At 46.5% G+C, this 18,630-nt stretch carries 13 protein-coding genes; 12 read left to right on the forward strand and 1 reads right to left on the reverse strand.

Annotation, left to right across the window (positions count from 1 at the left end; all coding sequences use genetic code 11):
• Nucleotides 1–59 precede the first annotated feature (59 nt).
• The 12 genes from C161_RS10715 to C161_RS10770 all read left to right on the forward strand — a co-directional run bounded on the left by C161_RS10715 (nucleotide 60) and on the right by C161_RS10770 (nucleotide 17,495).
• Entirely contained in the window at nucleotides 60–1,745 is a 1,686-nt protein-coding gene (locus C161_RS10715) for an extracellular solute-binding protein (RefSeq protein ID WP_036670223.1), read from the forward strand.
• 189 nt (nucleotides 1,746–1,934) lie between these two features.
• Complete coding sequence (locus tag C161_RS10720; protein WP_017689297.1) at nucleotides 1,935–2,825, forward strand: ABC transporter permease; 891 nt, start codon at nucleotides 1,935–1,937, stop codon at nucleotides 2,823–2,825.
• 29 nt (nucleotides 2,826–2,854) lie between these two features.
• A complete protein-coding gene (locus tag C161_RS10725) occupies nucleotides 2,855–3,733 on the forward strand; it encodes a carbohydrate ABC transporter permease (protein WP_036670224.1) in 879 nt (292 codons plus the stop codon).
• Nucleotides 3,734–3,765: 32 nt separating this feature from the next.
• Nucleotides 3,766–4,851, forward strand: a complete 1,086-nt coding sequence (locus C161_RS10730) for a glycoside hydrolase family 53 protein (RefSeq protein ID WP_081745916.1) — start codon at nucleotides 3,766–3,768, stop codon at nucleotides 4,849–4,851.
• A 91-nt stretch (nucleotides 4,852–4,942) separates the two neighbouring features.
• The gene (locus C161_RS10735; protein WP_036670227.1) at nucleotides 4,943–7,015 is read left to right on the forward strand and encodes a beta-galactosidase; all 2,073 of its coding nucleotides are present in this window, start codon (nucleotides 4,943–4,945) and stop codon (nucleotides 7,013–7,015) included.
• Between the two features lie 208 nt (nucleotides 7,016–7,223).
• A complete protein-coding gene (locus C161_RS10740; protein ID WP_036670229.1) occupies nucleotides 7,224–8,663 on the forward strand; it encodes an NAD-dependent malic enzyme in 1,440 nt (479 codons plus the stop codon).
• Between the two features lie 52 nt (nucleotides 8,664–8,715).
• Nucleotides 8,716–9,387 carry an HD domain-containing protein gene (locus C161_RS10745; RefSeq protein WP_143781049.1) on the forward strand — a complete coding sequence of 224 codons (672 nt, stop codon included), beginning with the start codon at nucleotides 8,716–8,718 and terminating at the stop codon, nucleotides 9,385–9,387.
• A 300-nt stretch (nucleotides 9,388–9,687) separates the two neighbouring features.
• Entirely contained in the window at nucleotides 9,688–10,755 is a 1,068-nt protein-coding gene (locus C161_RS10750; RefSeq protein ID WP_017689291.1) for an FUSC family protein, read from the forward strand.
• A 180-nt stretch (nucleotides 10,756–10,935) separates the two neighbouring features.
• On the forward strand, nucleotides 10,936–11,397 hold the full coding sequence (locus tag C161_RS10755) for a hypothetical protein (RefSeq protein WP_036670231.1): 462 nt from the start codon (nucleotides 10,936–10,938) through the stop codon (nucleotides 11,395–11,397).
• A gap of 244 nt (nucleotides 11,398–11,641) precedes the next feature.
• Complete coding sequence (gene helD / locus C161_RS10760) at nucleotides 11,642–14,017, forward strand: RNA polymerase recycling motor HelD (protein ID WP_036670237.1); 2,376 nt, start codon at nucleotides 11,642–11,644, stop codon at nucleotides 14,015–14,017.
• 312 nt (nucleotides 14,018–14,329) lie between these two features.
• Nucleotides 14,330–16,189, forward strand: a complete 1,860-nt coding sequence (locus tag C161_RS10765; protein WP_036670239.1) for an adenine deaminase — start codon at nucleotides 14,330–14,332, stop codon at nucleotides 16,187–16,189.
• A 385-nt stretch (nucleotides 16,190–16,574) separates the two neighbouring features.
• A complete protein-coding gene (locus tag C161_RS10770; RefSeq protein ID WP_036670241.1) occupies nucleotides 16,575–17,495 on the forward strand; it encodes a hypothetical protein in 921 nt (306 codons plus the stop codon).
• 176 nt (nucleotides 17,496–17,671) lie between these two features.
• Here the strand turns inward: C161_RS10770 and C161_RS10775 are convergent, their stop codons facing one another.
• Nucleotides 17,672–18,592, reverse strand: a complete 921-nt coding sequence (locus C161_RS10775) for an AraC family transcriptional regulator (protein WP_036670244.1) — start codon at nucleotides 18,590–18,592, stop codon at nucleotides 17,672–17,674.
• Nucleotides 18,593–18,630 lie beyond the last annotated feature (38 nt).

The following is an 18,630-nucleotide window of genomic DNA, read 5'->3' on the forward strand; positions in this document are numbered from 1 at the left end:
TCAAAGGCCTGGTCAGCCTATAATGAAAGGGTAACCAAAACGATTTAAGGGGGAACAACATGAGAGCGCAATCAACAAAAAAGAGATTCTTGACGCTTCTCGCTACAACGCTGAGTCTAACTGTCGTTCTTGCAGGATGTTCAGGAGACAGTGGGGGCGGAGATAGTGCAACACCAAGTACATCTGGAACCCAAAACGAATACAAAGAGAAATATGATCCGGCAGTTACTATTACTACAGCATGGGGAATCGATCCAGAGCTGAAATTTAAAAATGGCGAATCCATGGAAAATAACGTGGCAACCAAGTGGGCCAAAGAGCAATTCGGGATTGAAATCAAATCGTTGTGGTCAGTAACAGACACAAATGGAGCATTTGCAACCAAGCTTCGTCTTGCGATGTCATCAGGACAGGAAATGCCTGATATTGTAAACGTAGGTGATAATCTGCTTGCTCAGGATCTGATTGATTCTGGAATGTATCAAGAAGTAGGGCCACTGTTCGATAAATATGCTTCGGACACATGGAAAAAAGCAATTGAACAAGATCCAAACGTATGGAACCAGTATAGTCGTGATGGAAAAAGAATGGGTATCCCTGTTCTGGACTATGCCTACAACAATGATTACTTGCTCTGGATTCGTCAGGATTGGCTGGATAAGCTGAACATGAAGGCGCCAAAAACCATCGACGAACTGGAAGCAGTGATGGAAGCATTCAAAAATAATAACCCTGACGGCTTGGCTCCTGATAAAGTCACTCCGCTCAGCATTGGTTTCAAAACTTCCATGAATACATGGATGGGAGACCCATCTTGGATCTTCGGAGCATATGGAACATTGCCGTTCCAATGGAATCTGGGGGAAGACGGCAAGCTGGAGTATGGCTCCATCAATCCGGGTATGAAGCAAGGTCTGACCAAATTGAGCGAATGGCTCAAAAAAGGATATATCCCGCAGGAAGCAGCTCTATGGGATGAGAACAAAACAGCAGAGCCAGCAGTTGCAGGAACTGCGGGTATTATTCCAGGACCTTACTGGATGAGTGGATGGCCACTTCTCGATACAGTGAAAAATGTACCGAGTGCCGTATGGAAACCAATTGAAATTCCGTCTGGTCCTGAAGGCAAAGCGATGCGTCACGGGACACAGTTCGTTAATGGTGTTACGTTGATCAAAAAAGATATGGCGCACCCAGAAGCATTCTTTACGTATCAGAACTACCTGTTCGACAATTATGCTGACCCGGCTCCGGGTAGCCAGTATGACAACGGTCTGTTTGCAGGCTATGACTATCAATTGGATGCAGATGGGAAACAAATGCCGATTGACGAGATCGAAGGTGGATACGTGAACGTTGTACGTTATTTGCTTGTTCGTGACGGTGCTCGTATTCCAGATGCACAGATGAAAGCTCTGATGAATTTGGCCAATGGCAAAGAGCCGGAAACCAAGCTTGAAAAAGATGTTGCTGTCAACTACGGTAAAGAGACTCCAGCAGCAGCGAAAGTGTTGCTGAGCCAAGAAGAAATTTCCTTCAAGAACATGTTCACAGGTCCGACAACAAAGACGATGAAATCCAAGCTTGACTATTTGAACAAAATCGAGAATCAAGCATTTAACGAAATTATCTATGGCAAAAATCCGGTTGATGCGTTTGATACCTTTGTACAAACGTGGAAATCCGGTGGCGGTGACCAAATTACGCAAGAGGTTAATGAATGGTATGACAGTGTGAAAAAATAATTACAAGGAGCGCCCAGACGACTAACGTCTGGGCGCTTTTTTTGTTTATTAGAGCTGAGGCAAAGTGGTTGAATTTGTGCCATTTATATTGCTTTTATGTGCTGTTTGGACCCCGTAAAAGGTTGATATAATCGCATTATAAGCCACTCAGGGAGTACTTGAGTAGGAAGAAATACAGGGGGAGCAATCATGAGAACTTTGAAACGCACTTGGCCATTCCACGTTATGCTGTTGCCAGCCATTATCTTTCTGATTATCTTCAGTTATGTGCCTATGGGCGGAATCATTATGGCGTTCCAGAACTACAAGCCATGGCTTGGGATTAGCGGTTCTGAATGGGTTGGGCTGGACAACTTTAGATATTTGTTTGAACGTGAAGACAGCTTACAGGTCATCTGGAACACATTAATTATTGCTGTACTTAAACTGATTTTCAATTTATTTGTTCCATTTGTTTTTGCCATTCTTTTGAATGAGGTTCGCAAGATGGCTGTACAGCGAACGATTCAAACACTCGTATATTTACCTCACTTCTTGTCCTGGGTCATTCTGGGCGGGATTTTGATAGATCTGTTGTCAACAGGCGGCTTGGTTAACCGGGTTCTGGGAACCTTTGGACTTGGGCCATATTTCTTCCTGGGAGACAACAGTTGGTTCCGATCTACGGTCATTCTGACAGATGTGTGGAAAGAATTTGGCTATAACATGATTGTCTTTCTGGCTGCCCTTGCCGGAATTAATCCAGCGTTGTACGAAGCAGCGGAGATTGACGGAGCAGGACGCTGGAAACAGACACTTCACATTACAATCCCTTCGCTTGTGCCGATGTTGATGGTTGTAGGAACACTGGCGCTTGGTAACGTACTGAATGCCGGATTTGACCAGATATTCAACTTGTATAACCCGCTCGTATATCAAACGGGTGACATCATTGATACATTCGTATATCGTTCCGCAATGCAGAATGGTGAGATGGGCTTTGCAACCGCGATCGGATTATTCAAATCGGTTATTAGTATGATCTTGATTCTTGTATCGTACAGCTTAGCCAAAAAATACGCTGGATATCGCATATTCTAAACGAATGAACAGAGAAAGAAGGGACCACGATGTATCATAAATCATTGCCTTATCGCGTGTTTAATATAGTCAATACCTGCTTTCTGATTTTGGTCGCCATTATGTGTATCGTACCAATGATTCATGTACTGGCAGTATCCTTTAGTACAAAGGCTGCTGCCGATGCCAATCTGGTCAATCTCTGGCCCGTAGGTTTTTCACTTGAGGCTTACAAAAAAACGATGAACAATCCAATTTTCTTGAACTCGCTCTGGATTTCACTTCTACGTACAGTGATCGGTACAGCTATTACCTTGCTGATTACGTTCCTGGCGGCGTATCCGTTGTCCAAAGAGAATAGTGAATTCAAAGGCAGAACGATCTACTCCTGGATTTTTGTATTCAGTATGATTTTCAACGGGGGACTGGTGCCGTTCTACATGGTTATCCAGAAGATCGGGTTGATGGATTCCTTCTGGGTACTGGTGCTCCCAGGAGCAGTTAACACATTCCTTGTCATTCTGATGCTGAACTTCTTCCGCGGTATTCCAAAAGAGCTGGAGGAAGCGGCGCTCATGGATGGAGCTAACCATTTCAGAACATTGTTCAGGATCTTCCTTCCCATTTCGATGCCGTCCATTGCAACAATTGCATTGTTCAGTATGGTGTTCCACTGGAATTCCTGGTTTGATGGATTGCTCTACATGAATAACGCCAAGGATTACCCACTTGCTACATTTATGCAAACGGTCATTATTGGACGTGATATGAGTAGCATGAGCATGAATCCAAAAGAAATGGAAGCTCTCTCTCAAACTACGGTAAGGGCAGCTCAGATCTTCATCGGAAGTGCACCGATCTTGATTGTGTATCCTTTCCTGCAACGTTTCTTTGTCAAAGGTATGACGTTGGGCTCAGTTAAAGGCTGAGCCTGTACCCCAAATTAATGGAGGTTGATACAGTGAGCAACTTGACGGAAAAGACATTCATTCTGGGAATGGATGTGTCCTTTATGGATGAAATCGAACAGCATGGCGGGAGTTATAGTGATGTGGATGGCAAGGAACAAGACTTGCTGTCCATCCTGAAGATTAATGACGCTAACGCGATACGACTTCGAATCTGGAATGATCCTGTTGGTGGATTCTGCAATCTGGAGCGGACGGTGGAGGTAGCCAAACGGATCAAGGAACAGGGCTTGAAATTTTTGCTTGATTTCCATTATTCTGATCGCTGGGCTGATCCAGCCAATCAATGGAAGCCGAAAGCATGGGAGCACCTGTCCTATGAAGAGCTTCAACGTGCGGTATGCATGTATACGGCTGACGTTCTGAGAACGTTGAAGGAACACGATGCGCTTCCGGACATGGTGCAGGTGGGCAACGAGATTACACCAGGCATGTTATGGAATGAGGGACGTGTCGGTGGAGAAGAGCATGATACGGATGAACAGTGGGAGCGTTTTGCAGGTCTTGTGAAGTACGGAATTGCTGCGGTCAAATCCGTTGACGCGGATATTCAGATTATGATACATATTGATCGTGGTGGGGATAACGCCGAGAGCCGCAAGTTTTACGATCGCTTTGAAGCACTGGGTGTGGAGTTTGATATCATTGGTCTCTCGTATTACCCTTGGTGGCATGGCACACTCGACGCATTACGTGACAATCTGCATGATCTGGCTGAGCGTTATGGCAAACCGATCAATGTAGTTGAAACCGCTTATCCATGGACGCTGGAGCAGCCGGAAGGCATTGAATGGATTTTGAATCAGGAAGATATGTTGTTACCAGGATACCCTGCAAGTGTAGAGGGACAGACCAAATATCTGAAGGATCTATTGCAGATTATTCGCGAAGTTCCTGGTGGTTTGGGTCACGGATTCTATTATTGGGAACCTGCCTGGATACCAAGTAAAGAAGAATGGTCCGTCGGTCATCCGAATAACTGGGGCAACCTCACCATGTTTGATTTTAAAGGTCGCAAGTTGGAATCGTTTACAGCACTTGCTACTGTTGAAGAATCAGATGTCGTGACATACGTGTAATCTAGCGTAATACGTATCGTCTGTGAAGTCGTTGTTATCGTTATCGTATATAAACTAAAAAAACAGTAATTAAAGCAAGGGAGTTGTCCTTATGACATACAAATTTCCACCTGTAAGTTCCAAAGCCCCGCACATGTTGCATGGCGCAGACTATAACCCGGAGCAATGGCTCCGCTATCCTGAAGTTCTGGAAGAAGATATTCGCTTGATGAAGCTTGCCAAGTGTAACGTGATGTCCATTGGTATCTTCTCGTGGGTATCCCTTGAGCCGGAAGAGGGCGTATACACGTTTGAATGGCTGGATCAGGTGTTGGATCGTTTTGCAGCAAACGGTATCTATGCATTCCTCGCTACACCAAGTGGTGCCAGACCTGCTTGGATGTCCGCGAAGTACCCGGAAGTGCTCCGTGTATCCGAGAAGCGTGTCCGCAATCTGCATGGTTTCCGTCACAACCACTGTTATACTTCCCCGGTATACCGTGAGAAGGTTACTGCGATCAACACAAAACTGGCAGAACGTTATTCGGATCATCCGGCTGTAATTGGCTGGCATATCTCGAACGAGTTCGGCGGAGACTGTCATTGTGATTATTGTCAGGAAGCATTCCGTGGTTGGGTTCAGAAGAAGTATAAAACACTCGATGAACTGAATCATTCGTGGTGGACCACATTCTGGAGCCATACGGTTACAGACTGGAGTCAAGTGGAATCTCCGGCGCCACACGGTGAGACACAGGTACACGCAATGAATCTGGACTGGCGCCGTTTCGTTACGGATCAGACAGCTGATTTTATCGTGCATGAAACGAAACCATTAAAAGCTCAGAATCCTGATCTGCCAGTCACAACCAACCTGATGGAATTCTATGGCGGTCTGAACTATTGGAAGTTCGCTGATATTCTGGATTTCCTCTCTTGGGACAGTTATCCGACTTGGCATGATGCAGATGACGACGCGAAACAGGCATCCCGGATCGCGATGATGCATGATATCGTTCGTTCCATCAAAGGCGGTCAGCCGTTCTTGCTGATGGAGAGTACTCCAAGTTCGACGAATTGGCAAGATGTCAGCAAACTGAAGAAACCTGGCATGCATCTGCTCTCTTCTCTCCAGGCTGTGGCACACGGCTCCGATAGTGTTCAGTACTTCCAGTGGAGAAAAAGCCGTGGGTCCAGTGAGAAACTTCATGGTGCGGTGGTAGACCACGTAGGAACGGAACACACTCGAGTGTTCCAAGATGTCACCGACGTAGGAACGGCTCTTGAAGGCATGGAAGCTATTGTAGGAACAGCGGTTCCGGCAGAAGTTGCAATCATATTTGATTGGGAAAACCGCTGGGCCGTTAATGATTCCCAGGGTCCGCGTAATATCGGTGTGAAGTATGAGCAGACGGTGGAAGAGCATTACGAAGCGTTTTGGAAAAAGGGAGTCGCTGTAGACGTAATTGATATGGATGCAGATCTGTCCAAGTATAAGTTGCTGATTGCTCCAATGCTCTATCTGGTACGTGAAGGTGTCGGGGAACGTATTGAGAAGTTTGTAGAACAAGGTGGTACGTTTGTAGCAACTTACTGGTCTGGTATTGTTAACGAAAACGATCTGTGTTTCCTGGGTGGATTCCCAGGCCCGCTGCGTAAGACACTTGGCATCTGGTCCGAGGAAATTGACGGACTGCATGATCGTGATCTGAACGGAATTATCCCTGAGAAGGGCAATGAGCTTCAGCTCAATACAGCGTATGATGCAATTGAACTGTGTGATCTGATTCATCTCGAAGGCGCGAAGTCCCTGGCTACGTACCGTTCTGACTTTTATGCCGGACGTCCGGCATTGACGGTTAACCAGTTGGGTTCAGGAAAAGCATATTACGTAGCGACACGTCTGAAAGCACCATTCTATGATGATTTCTATGCGAAGCTTATCGCTGACCTGAACATTGAGCGTGGACTTGAAACCGAGCTGCCTGCCGGAACAACGGCACATACGCGTACAGATGGTACAGCAGATTATGTGTTTGTACAGAACTACACGCCAGATGAGAAGCTGGTTAAACTAGATGGACAGTCCTATACCGATCTGCTCAGTGGTGATGCTGTGGAAGCAAGTCTCAGCTTGAAGCCATATGACATTTGTGTTCTGCGCAGACCGACTGCTCGAAAATAATATAGGTTCATCCTTACTTTATAAACGGAGTTAGGATAGACAAAGAGTGCCCTGAACGCCTGCATTGGTGTTCAGGGCATCTTTTTTAATTTTATGCATTTGGCTGTTGAACCACTTTTTCTGGACAAGATAAAGGATAAACGTGTCCGCGTAGCGAAGACAAACACGTAACATGTAACTCAAGACTTTCAGTCTGGGAGGAATGGAAATGAATCAAAGAAATCTGGATGGTAACAGCATTATTATTCGACTGGAAATGACAACTAAGGATATCAAGTTTGGCGAAGTGGCTTCGGTCATCTCGGAAGCTGGGGGAGACATCATTGCCATCGACGTGATTTCCACCAATCAGGATGTAAGCGTGCGCGACTTGACGGTCGCAGTTACAGATGCACAAGATAACAGTAAAATTATAGAAGGGGTGCGCCAGCTTAAAGGTGTATCCATTATTAATGTATCGGATCGGACGTTCCTGCTTCATCTGGGCGGTAAGATCGAAGTAACACCAAAGACCCCGATTCAAAACCGGGAAGATCTGTCACGTGTGTACACTCCGGATGTGGCTCGTGTGTGTTCAGCCATTTCAGAAGAACCCGGCAAAGCCTTCTCATTGACAATTAAACGGAATACAGTAGCCGTCGTATCTGATGGCAGTGCGGTACTTGGACTGGGCAACATTGGTCCCCGTGCAGCGATGCCTGTCATGGAAGGTAAAGCGATGTTATTCAAACAGTTTGCTGGTGTGGATGCTTTCCCAATCTGCCTGGACACACAGGATACCGAGGAAATCATACGTACTGTGAAAGCGATATCACCTGGTTTTGGCGGCATTAATCTGGAGGATATCTCGTCACCGCGTTGTTTCGAAATTGAACGTCGTCTGAATGAGGAATTGGACATTCCTGTATTTCATGATGACCAGCATGGCACAGCGGTTGTGTTATATGCCGGTCTGATCAATGCACTCAAACTGGTGGGCAAGTCCATTGAAGATGTGAAGATTGTGGTCTGTGGCATCGGTGCAGCAGGTGTAGCGTGCAGCAATATATTATTGTCAGCGGGAGCCAGCCGGCTTATAGGTGTCGATCGTGAGGGTGCGATTGTACGGACACAAACCTATGAGAATGAAGTCTGGAGTGATTATGCAGCTCGTACTAATCCCGAACTGGAGACTGGATCGCTGCGTGATGTCATTCGTGGAGCCGATGTGTTCATTGGCCTGTCCCGCGGGAATCTGTTAACTCGCGAAGATGTGCAGACCATGGCAGAAGATCCAATCGTGTTTGCAATGGCAAACCCGGTACCTGAGATTATGCCTGCCTTGGTGGAAGACATTGTGGCTGTAATGGCAACAGGACGATCCGATTATCCGAATCAGATCAACAACGTGTTATGTTTCCCGGGTATGTTCAGGGCAGTTTTGGATTGCCGAGCCACCGAAATTAATGAAGAAATGAAGCTGGCAGCCGCGCAAGCGATTGCTTCGGCCATTACCGACGAAGAGCGTACACGTTATTACATTATTCCGAGTGTGTTCAATGATAAAGTAGTCAAATCGATGCGCAGTCGCGTAATTGAAGCAGCTGTTAAGACGGGTGTAGCTCGACGTATTCCTCGTGAACAGGCCCGTGAAGGCGGGGAATCGTAAGATGTCAGAGAACCCTCTTCAACCTGGTGGGAATCTGCAAGAATTAGGGCACATGCATAATATAGATGGAATAACGGCAGGAGAGGCTGTTCTGCGCGCCGCCCGATCCTTTGTTCAAGGGGACTCATCCAAGCATAGTGATGGTCATGACTGGCCGCACATTGAACGGGTAACCGCACTTGCGGTTGAACTCGCTCACCGTATGGGTGCAGATCCATTTGTCTGCGAACTGGCTGCATTATTACATGATGTACCGGATGAGAAGCTGAATGAGAGCTTGGAAGCCGGGATGGCCAAACTGAATGACTGGCTGGATACCCAGCCTCTTGACCCGGATATACGTAATAAGGTTGTGGGTATTATTAGCACCATCTCATATGCGGGAGGACAGCGTGCTGCAGTCAGCTCGCTTGAAGCACAGGTTGTACAGGATGCGGATCGACTGGATGCATTGGGTGCGATTGGGATTGCGCGAACCTTTGCCTTTTCAGGCGCCAGAGGGCGCGAGATGTACGATCCTTCCCTTCCCCCACGGGAGCAGATGACCCGTGAGGAATATCGCAATGGGCGTAGCACAACGATAAATCACTTTTACGAGAAGTTGTTCAAGCTCAAGGATCTGATGAATACCTCCTATGGCAAGGAGCTGGCGGAACAGCGTCATGATTATATGGTGCAGTTTGTGGACCAGTTCAAAAGGGAATGGGAGGGCACGGACCGTTAGGCAGGCATAATAAGCATGAGCATTCCACAGAGGTATCATAAGTAACAGAGGCGAATCTTTGAAGTGGTGAAAATCCATTTTGAAGATTTGCTTCTTTTTGGGTTAATAATGTGTATTAACATACATAAAGGAATCAATTTCATAATACCTCTGACTTATGACATGGCAACGGAAGACCTTACATGGTACAATAAATCGTTCTCCTGAATGAATTCAGGCAAAAAAAGAAATATGGGGTAATAATGAACATGATTATCAAATGTAAAATTTCAGGTTCGGTAAAGAGGAGGGGGCATCACCATGTCGTTTGGTGCACGTGTACTTAAGACGGGGATCGCGGTCACGCTTGCCTTGTACCTAAGCAGCCTGTTCTTGAACCCGCAATCTCCCGTGCCTGCCGCAATCGCGGCTATATTCGCCATGCAGCCTTCCATCTATCGTTCCTGGAAATACTTCCTGGATCAATTGCAAACGACCACGCTGGGAGCTATTGTCGCCCTGGTGGGGGGCATGGTGTTGTCCAATGAGCCAATCGCCGTTGGATTAATTATTGTACTTGTCATCATGATCTGTCTTAAATTGAATATGGGTGAGACGGTTGGCCTGACACTGGTCACGGTTGTATCCATTATGGAAGCCTCGGGTGATTGGCATTTTGCACTCAATCGTTTTCTGTTGACATTGGTTGGTATTGTATCGGCGTTTCTCATCAACATTACGGTATTTCCTCCGAAACCGAAGGTTCAGTTCGTGAAGCAGATCCATAGTGTATTCAGCGGTATGTCGTTGCTTCTGCGAACTTCGATCTCGGATGAGATCAAGGAAGTTGTATTCCGGGAGGAGAAAAGTAACCTGGGCGGTTCCATTAAGTCTTTGTCCGACAAGTATAACTTGTTCGAAGAGGAACAGAAAAAGATGAAACGTTCGAAATTCAGCGAAACTCGTCAGATGGTGGTCTACAAACAAATGCTGCTGAGTTTGCAAAAAGGGTACGAGGTGCTGGATTCGGTGGAACGCCACTATTTCCAGGCACCGCGGACAACGGCCATGGATCAGTTTTTTGACTCACATCTTGAACTGGTTATCAAATTCCATGAGCATGCACTGCTCAAGTTCGAGGATAAGCTGAAACCTAATGGGGAAGAGGCCGCACAGTTTGTATTGGATAATGACCGTTTCATGGAGCAGGCGATCACCCAGTTTGATATCGACAAGGAAGGGATGTTACGATTGTCTATCGTGGCTGCTGCCATTTATGATTATGGATATCAGTTGGAACGTTTGAATCGACTTGCCGAACATGTGCATAGCGCCAGTGAAGACAAAGAATCACAGGACAAAATTTTGAATTGGCTTAAGTGGCCTTAGGCATGATTCGTAATCAAAAGTAGACTTTTTGAACAACCTCTCTACGTGCGAATTGCGTACCTGCTTGGCGATCATATACAATGTAGTTACAACATAGCCCGGACAATCGTGTCCGGGTTGTTTTGTCATACATACGGCTGAAGCGAATGAATGAATATTAACGAACTGAGGGATAGAGACATGATTATAGAGGAATTGGACGCTGAACTAATGGAATGGTTGAGTGGGACAAATCTGGAGCATAAACAGCATGAAGCCATGCAACTGCTAACTGTATCTGAGGATCAGTGGCCGCATCAGGCGATGATCAGTATGGGGGAAGTGATTGCGATAAATCCGCATCAGCTTAGACTGGCTCTATGGCCAGGTACACAGACCAGTATGAACATGAGCAAAACAGGCAAGGCTACCTTGATTGCGGTTCAAGGACATCGATTGCTGCATATCCGTATAGAAGTAGAACGGCTGCCTGAGATGAAGGGGGCTGTTCATCCGAGAGATCGTTTTGGAGCACAAGTGCTTCAGGTACGTGTGGATCACGCGCCATATGCGGAGATCACTTCAGGAATAACCTTTCAATTGAAGGATGAACTTGGAGCAATTACACGCTGGAAAGAGACAATTGAAGAATTACGAAAGTAGGCAGGAGTAGCTAGGTCAGTTGAGGACCCGGTGATTGGGTAATAATGAAGAAGAAAACAACAAAAAACGCCTCCGCTTGCATCGGGACGTTGTCACTGGTACAATAAAAAATGGTTTTCAGAAAATTAGAACTAATTAACATATAATTAAAATGTTTACTTTCTAATAATTATACCATTGCCTTTTCGGGCTTGTCAAATGGGATTTTGAGGACACAATCCGGGGAAAGAGGGGCTATTAACATATGAGTACAGATCAGCAATGGAATGAGGAACAACAACGGGTCAACACCGTGACCGATCAGATTGAACGCAAGATCACAACGCTGGAAGATGAAGTTGGTTCCTTTCGTGACGAAGTGGTTGGCATGAGAAAAGACTTCTGGGACGAAGTCACGATGAACTTTAGCGAAGCGGATGATGTTGGCGAGACTTCAACCAGCATGCGGCAGCAGTCACAGGTATTGTCCGATCGGGAGCGTAGCCATCTCAATACAGCGGCTGCGTTGGATAAAATGAAACGACTGCATCATTCACCGTATTTTGGACGCATTGATTTTAAGGAAGATGGATATCCAAATGCAGAACGCATTTATCTCGGCATTGCATCGTTGCTGGATGAGAAGGAAGAATCTTTTCTGGTCTACGACTGGCGTGCGCCAATCTCCAATCTGTATTATGACGGAGCACCGGGTCCAATCACGTATCATACACCCAGTGGGGAGATCAGCGGTGATATAGAGATGAAGCGACAGTTTGTCATTCGGGACGGTCGTATTCGTTTTATGTTTGACACGGGGGTTACGATTGGTGATGAGTTGTTGCAGGCCGTGCTCAGTCGAACTTCGGATGCACAGATGAAGAGTATTGTAGCGACCATTCAGAAGGAGCAAAACCGGATTATCCGTAATGACCGGACACGTATGCTCATTGTGCAAGGCGCAGCCGGCAGTGGCAAAACATCCGCGGCGCTCCAGCGTGTGGCATATCTTCTCTATAAATACCGCGAGCATCTGCAAGCGGATCAGATGGTTCTTTTTTCACCAAATCCAATGTTCAACAGTTATGTCTCCACGGTACTGCCTGAGCTTGGGGAGGAAAACATGTTGCAAACGACCTTCCAGGAGTATCTGGAGCGCCGTTTGGGTCGTGAATATCAACTGGAAGATCCGTTTATTCAGCTTGAATATGTACTTACGGGGACGGAAGATCCCGATTACGATGTTCGCATGTCCAGCATTCGCTTCAAGTCGTCCGAAACGTTCCTCAAGGTTATTACACGTTATAAGGAAAGTATGTTGTCAGGTGGCATGAAATTCAAGCCGGTTCGCTTCCAGGGCCGAGCGATTGTCACGTCAGAGGCTATGGCTGAGAAATTCTACAGCTTCGAGTCATCCGTTAAGCTGGTGAGTCGACTGGAGATGTTACGGGACTGGATGCTGAAAGAACTGTCTGCCTTTGGTAAAGGTGAACTGGATGCGCCTTGGGTTGATCAGCAGCTTGATCTGATGGAGCCGGAGGATCTGCAACGTGCGTATCAACGGTTGAAGCGCAAGCAAAAAGGAAAGACCCATACGTTTAATGACTTCGAGCAGGAAAGAGGGATTCTGGCACGTATGGTGGTCAGTGACCGACTCAAACCGTTGCGAAAATGGATTAAGTCCTTACGATTCGTTGATATAAGACAATTATATGCACATCTATTCAACGATCAGGCTCAGATGGAGCGATTGCTGGGTGACGAAGCACTGCCTGCTCAATGGGATGAAATTGGTAAGATGACTTTACGCAGATTGAAGTCTCAGGAGTTGGCATATGAAGATATTACGCCATACTTGTACTTGCGTGAGCTTATGCTTGGATTCCATATTAACTCCAATATTCGCCATGTCATCATTGATGAAGCCCAGGATTATTCTGCGTTTCAGTTGGCATTTATGAAGAGATTGTTCCCGCGGGCGAAAATAACAGCACTTGGTGACTTTAATCAGGCAATCTATGCCCACTCTTCAGTACTTAGTGGAACAGGACCCTTGACTAACCTGTACGGACCAGACAATACGGAAGTGATTGAGCTGACTAGAAGTTATCGATCTACCCGGGAGATCGTGGAGTTTACACGTGGTATGGTGCCTGGTGGGGAAGAGATTATTCCATTTAACCGTAGCGGCGAGAAGCCTAAAGTGATTGTCTCTTCTGATGCCGAGCGTCATATGAACGTCATCACGACAGACCTGAAGCACTTGATTAAGGAAGGATACGAATCGGTCGCAGTCATCTGCAAGACCGCCGAAGAGAGCAGAGACGTACATGCTGCATTGAGCAAGGTACTGCCCACAGCACCGAAGTTAATCAAAAAAACGACGCTGGCTTTTGAGCAGGGTGTTCATGTGATCCCAGCGTATCTGGCCAAAGGTGTGGAGTTCGATGCTGTCCTGATCTATGACGGCTCTGCGGAGCAGTATGCGCAGGAACATGAACGCAAGTTGTTCTATACGGCTTGTACACGAGCGATGCATCTGCTGCACGTTTACTGCGTGGGTACACCGAGTCCTTTCATTACTGCCCAGTCGGAAGAATGGTATGATCTTGGCAAGGTGTCTGCTGCGCAAGTGGACTGACATAACACTTCATATGCATGAAGAAGGCTTCCGTTCAATGGAACGGGAGTTTTTCTGTATATGATACATAGATCGGGAAGAAGCTAGCTTAGCGAGGGAATTATACGAGATGAGGTTCCAGCCATTTAAGTGATCGTATTGAATGAAAATACCTAACGTGAATCCGTAAGGATTGGGTCCCGTGGATAAAGACGACTTCATAATTTGTATTTAAGCACAATAGATGTGATTTTTCTTTACACATGAAGTCCCGACTCATATAATCGTAACAATATATTTTTTTTTGGATCGTTTATTAAAGGAGGCAACAAAATGAACAAACCATCTTTTGAACGGCCACTTATGGCCGATTGTGTACCTGATCTGGTCGCTACAGCACGGGGAGATTTGCCAGCGACTTTGGTCATTCGGGGAGGTACGCTGGTAAACGTGATATCGGGTGAGATTTTGCCTGAGATGTCCATAGCTGTACAGGGAGCTCGAATCGCTTATGTTGGTAAAGATGTAAGCCACACCATCGGAGAACATACCCGGATTATTGAAGCGAACGGTAAGTATATCGCTCCTGGTTTGCTGGATGGACACTGCCATATCGAAAGTACACAGATGAAAGTAACCGAGTTTGCGAGAGCGGTATTGCCTTCAGGCACGACCGGAGGTTTCTTTGACCCACATGAGATCTCTAACGTGCTTGGTCTCAAAGGTTTGAGACTGATGCTGGATGAAGCGCGGACCACACCGATGGCTGCTTATATGCAGGTGGCTTCCTGTGTGCCTTCCACGCATCCAGGATTGGAGACAACAGGTGCTTATATCGGGCCTGAAGAGGTAGCTGAGGCTCTTTCCTGGGGTCCGGACATGATTGGCCTTGGTGAAGTGATGAACTTCCCTGGGGTAGTCTATGGGGACGAGACGATGATTGGTGAGATACAGGCGACCCTCCGGGCAGGTAAAGTGGCAGACGGTCATTTCACCTGGGCTGCAGACGACTGGCGTCTGCCAGCGTATGCAGCGAGTGGAGTTACAGGGGATCATGAATGTGTCACCAAGGAAGATGTGGTTGAACGTCTGCGACTCGGAATGTACGCGAAGATGCGTCAAGGTTCGGCATGGCATGATGTGGCTGAGACAATCAAAGCCTGCACTGAGCTTGGACTGGATACACGCCGGATGATGCTGGTGACCGATGACCGAAGTTCTGAATCCCTGCTCAAAGAAGGACATATGGACTTTGTTGTTCGTCTCGCAATCTCCCAAGGGGTGAAGCCGGTTACGGCTTTTCAGATGGCAACCATTAACACGGCTGAGCGTTTCGGTGTTGCGCGCGACATTGGAGCGATTATTCCAGGCAATATAGCCGATATTATTCTGCTGGACGGCCGGTTGGCGGATGTACGTGTGGGCATGACGATTGCTGCCGGGCAAGTTGTTGCCGAGAATGGGAAGATGACGGCGGTATGGGACAGCTTCACGTACCCTGAGGAAGCGCTGAACACGGTGAAGTTAGAAGCTAATATTCAGCCAGTAGATCTGGAGTTGGCTGCGCCGATTCAAGAGGGGACGATTGGTGCCAAAATCATTCATGTGACAGAGAACCATGTGGATACAAAGGAGAAACACCTGCCTGTTACCGTAGAGAACGGCAAGGTTGTGGTTTCAACTTCAGGGGAAGTATGCAAAATTGCGGTATTGGAACGTCACAAACAAACTGGGAATCGAGCGGTAGCACTTGTTGGAGGCATCGGCTTCACATCACCTGCAGCGATTGCGATGACGGTTGCTCATGATAGTCACAACCTGTTGATTATCGGTAATGATGATGCGCTAATGGCTGAAGCCGGTAATCGCGTCATTCGTATGCAGGGCGGGGTGGCCGTGGTAACGGCAGCAGGGGTAACCGAATTTCCGCTGCGGATTGCAGGTTTGATGTCAACTGAATCTTTTGAAGTCGTTGCAGCCCAATCGGCAGCAGTCAGTGAAGCATTACAGTCCGCGGGATGTACATTGAATAATGCGTTCATGACGCTTTCGTTGCTCGCGTTGGTTGTGATTCCAGAATTACGTTTGTCCGACAAGGGTCTTGTGCGGATCTCGGCAGAAGGTATTGAACTCGTGTCCCTTTTCGATGAAGTGGTTGACAATACACCGGTAGCTCCATCGGGAAATGAATGAACGGAAATGTCGACTAGACATCATTAAATAGGGTTCCATTTAAAGCCGCCTTAGGGCGGTTTTTTGGTGTATTTTGAGAGAAAACGCTTTCTAGGTCTTCTGGAGCTTGGTGTACATATGGCAATAATGACTGAAGTCATGCTGGAATAAGGATTGAATTTGAAAATAATAAATAATTGTGACTTTTGAACTATACATACAGAACTACGAATTCCCGAAATATAGTTATATGATTCTTTCGTCGTAAGTCTTAAAGATGATATTGCATATAAAAGCAATACAAATTCGTCGTACCTAATAAGTATCCATTAAATGAATATGAAACGACACAATTTCATCCAGATTTGCACGTCAGAGCTGATAACTTCAGAGGGAGTGTACAAATATGAAAAGCAAAAGGGGTTACCGTTTTATCTTATTACTGAGTTGTTTGATCCTGTGTGCGAGTACAGCCTGTTCTTCCAAAGCCATTGCGGATGGTTCGGTCGACAGTTATGCAACGATTCATGGAAAACTTGATGTGCCGGTGAGAGCGACTTGGGTGTGGGATACCACCCAGATCCGAAGTAATCCTCAAGAGGTGTTAAATTACGCTACAGCGCACAAGATCAATACGATCTATCTGCAGATGAACCGGGATATAAAGATTCCTGAGTATAAAAGCTTTATCCGCCAGGCGAGAGCCAAGAACATTGCGGTTGACGTCATGGATGGAAGATCAGCGTGGGGATTGACGGAAAGTCGGGAACAGATTGCATCTTTCCTGGACTGGATCGAGGCATATCAGGCGCAGGCGTTGTCCAATGAGAAATTTGCTGGTATTCATCTGGATATTGAACCACATGTGCACCCGCAATGGAAAATCAATCAAGCCAGTGTAATTACCCAGTGGCAAGGCAATGTGGAGTACATTGTTGAGCGAGCATCACGGATGAAGATGCCAGTAGCGGCTGATCTGCCTTTCTGGCTGGATAACTACAAAATTCCGGGTTCAACGATGGCGGTTAGCAGCTGGATGATCCGCAAGTTTGATTCCATCACCATTATGGCTTACCGCGATACAGCTGCTGCAATCTATAGTGTAGCGAAGGATGAACTTGCAGAAGCAGCTCTGCTTGGCAAGACGATCTCAATCGCCGTGGAAACAAAGCAAAGCAAGGAAGGCGACTTCATTACTTTTTATGAAGAGGGATCTGCTTATATGGAAGCACAATTAAAATTGGTCGAAAAAATGGCTTCAGTACATGCGTCCTTTAACGGTTTCTCCGTACATGAGTACACTTCATGGAAGACGCTGAAAAAGTGAGACATCAATAACTCCTTAGCGCAATGCTTGTAGCAGCATATGAAATGAGTTCTAACCTGAGACAATGTGGCTCAGATCAGATCGTTACCTCACTCGTTCCCAGGAAAGTTGATAAAGAAGGTGTTTGCAGCTGAATGCTGTGAGCACCTTCTTCTTTTACACCCTTTTACACCCTTTTACACCTGAACCAGGGCAGACTCCATTCCTACGTTCTCATAGAACATTTTGCGATACTGTGAAGGTGTAGTGGCTTTATGCTTTTTAAATGTAGTGATGAAGTAGCTTAGATGCTCGAAACCCACATCCATGGCGATATCAACAATTTTGTGATCTGTATTCTCAAGCTGAACGCATGCCTGCTGAACACGGTAATAGTTAATGTAATCAACAGGTGTTTTCTGCACCATTTGTTTGAAGAAACGACAGAAGTGCCCTTCACTCATATTGGCCTCATCGGCCAGTTCTTTCAGCTTTAATGGTTCAGGATACCGTTTGTGAATATAACTGAGCACGGATTTCAGGCGCTCTACCTTGTCATGACTGCCTGTAGTTACAGTGCCTTTGAGCGGAGCAGGTCTCATATGTTCGAACATTCGGGCAAATATGAGGTACAGGTAGGCTTTCGTTGACATTTCACATGTTTCGGTTCGGGTAGCATGGTCCGCAAATATGCGTTTCAGGTGATCCAAGATTTCTTGTCCCCAATCCTCATCTGCCTTGATATGGCTGGGGGGAATCACCGTTTTGCGTACCAGTGGACCGATGAATTTCTCTTGGACCGTATCGAAGGTACGGCTGCCAAGCAGTTCGGGATTAAATACAATGGAAGAGAATACGCAGGGCACATCGCCCTTCAGATACCCCGCATGAATCTCGCCTCTATTGATGAAAATCGCTTCTCCAGCTTGGACCTCAACAGTGTTCATATCGATCTGAAAGACGGCGCAGCCCTGGGTCACCATAGTGAACTCCATCTCATCATGCCAGTGGCAATCGAGAATGCTATCCCCGTTCAGTTGTTGAATATCTGGGTACACACTGACGGGATACATGGCATTGCCGTGAATCCGGTCTTCCCGTAATCGTTCACGTTCCATATCAGATTCTCCTTTTGTATCATTATTAATGTAATCGT

The sequence above is a fragment of the Paenibacillus sp. FSL R5-192 genome (assembly GCF_000517845.1).
Classification (GTDB): Bacteria; Bacillota; Bacilli; order Paenibacillales; family Paenibacillaceae; genus Paenibacillus; species Paenibacillus amylolyticus.

Bases quoted from the DNA above. Each gene is read 5' to 3' on its own strand.
- C161_RS10715 (WP_036670223.1), top strand. From the start codon at position 60: ATGAGAGCGCAATCAACAAAAAAGAGATTCTTGACGCTTCTCGCTACA.
- helD (WP_036670237.1), top strand. From the start codon at position 11,642: ATGAGTACAGATCAGCAATGGAATGAGGAACAACAACGGGTCAACACC.
- C161_RS10745 (WP_143781049.1), top strand. From the start codon at position 8,716: ATGCATAATATAGATGGAATAACGGCAGGAGAGGCTGTTCTGCGCGCC.
- C161_RS10775 (WP_036670244.1), bottom strand. From the start codon at position 18,592: ATGGAACGTGAACGATTACGGGAAGACCGGATTCACGGCAATGCCATG.
- C161_RS10755 (WP_036670231.1), top strand. From the start codon at position 10,936: ATGATTATAGAGGAATTGGACGCTGAACTAATGGAATGGTTGAGTGGG.
- C161_RS10720 (WP_017689297.1), top strand. From the start codon at position 1,935: ATGAGAACTTTGAAACGCACTTGGCCATTCCACGTTATGCTGTTGCCA.
- C161_RS10735 (WP_036670227.1), top strand. From the start codon at position 4,943: ATGACATACAAATTTCCACCTGTAAGTTCCAAAGCCCCGCACATGTTG.
- C161_RS10765 (WP_036670239.1), top strand. From the start codon at position 14,330: ATGAACAAACCATCTTTTGAACGGCCACTTATGGCCGATTGTGTACCT.
- C161_RS10770 (WP_036670241.1), top strand. From the start codon at position 16,575: ATGAAAAGCAAAAGGGGTTACCGTTTTATCTTATTACTGAGTTGTTTG.
- C161_RS10750 (WP_017689291.1), top strand. From the start codon at position 9,688: ATGTCGTTTGGTGCACGTGTACTTAAGACGGGGATCGCGGTCACGCTT.
- C161_RS10740 (WP_036670229.1), top strand. From the start codon at position 7,224: ATGAATCAAAGAAATCTGGATGGTAACAGCATTATTATTCGACTGGAA.
- C161_RS10725 (WP_036670224.1), top strand. From the start codon at position 2,855: ATGTATCATAAATCATTGCCTTATCGCGTGTTTAATATAGTCAATACC.